At 72.8% G+C, this 813-nt stretch carries 2 protein-coding genes; both read left to right on the forward strand.

What is annotated here, in order from left to right; genetic code table 11:
- A partial coding sequence (locus AC27IQ_RS26025; protein ID WP_487091366.1) for an ABC transporter permease occupies positions 1–631 on the forward strand: 631 nt, incomplete at its 5' end.
- On the forward strand, positions 628–813 hold a 186-nt coding region (locus tag AC27IQ_RS26030; RefSeq protein ID WP_487091367.1), incomplete at its 3' end, for an ATP-binding cassette domain-containing protein. The genes AC27IQ_RS26025 and AC27IQ_RS26030, both read left to right, overlap by 4 nt.

Raw genomic sequence — 813 nt, forward strand, 5'->3', positions numbered from 1 at the left:
CTGGCGCGGCCGTGGACGGCCTGCGCGGCCTGGGTGGGGTGAACGTGCTGGCCTCGCTGGACACCGCGCGCGAGATCGCCGGTGCCGAAGCCGGCTCCGGCAGCACCTATGTGGTGCACGCACCCGCAGCCCGGCGGACGCCGCGGCCGCCCAGGCCCGGCTGTCGCAGGGCGGCCCGGGCTTCGGCCCGTTCGAGGTGTGGACGGCCCGGCAGTTCTCGCGCCGGTCGCAGCTGTACTGGATGTTCGACACCGGCGCCGGCGTGGCCGTGCTGTTCATGGTGATCGTCGTGTGCCTCGTCGGCACCGTGGTCACCAGCCAGTCGCTCATGGGCGTGGTGGCCGGCACGGCGCGCGAATACGCCGTGCTCAACGCCCTGGGCGCCAGCCGCGGCGCTTTGGGCCGGCTCGTGATCGAGCAGGCCTGCTGGATCGGCGGGCTGGGCCTGATGGTCGCCGGTGCCACCAGCGCCGGGCTGCTGGGGGTGGCCGCCGCCTATGGCGTGCCGGTCGCCATGACGCCACGGGTGGCAGCCGCCTGCGCGGTGCTGGTCGGGATCGTGGCCCTGTTCTCGGGTTTCTTCGCCATCCGTGGCCTGCTGCGGGCCGACCCGGCCCTGCTCCTGCGATGAACCACGGCACCGCTTCCGAAGCCTCCCACCTCACGCCCAGCCTGCAGGCGGTGCAGGTGCACAAGTCCTTCGTGTCGGGCGTCGTGCGCGTGCAGGTCATCGAAGGCCTCACGCTGTCCATCTACCCGGCCGAGCTCACACTCATCTCCGGCCCCTCCGGTTGCGGCAAGAGCACGCTGCTG

Source organism: Acidovorax sp. KPB24-07 (assembly GCF_057543315.1).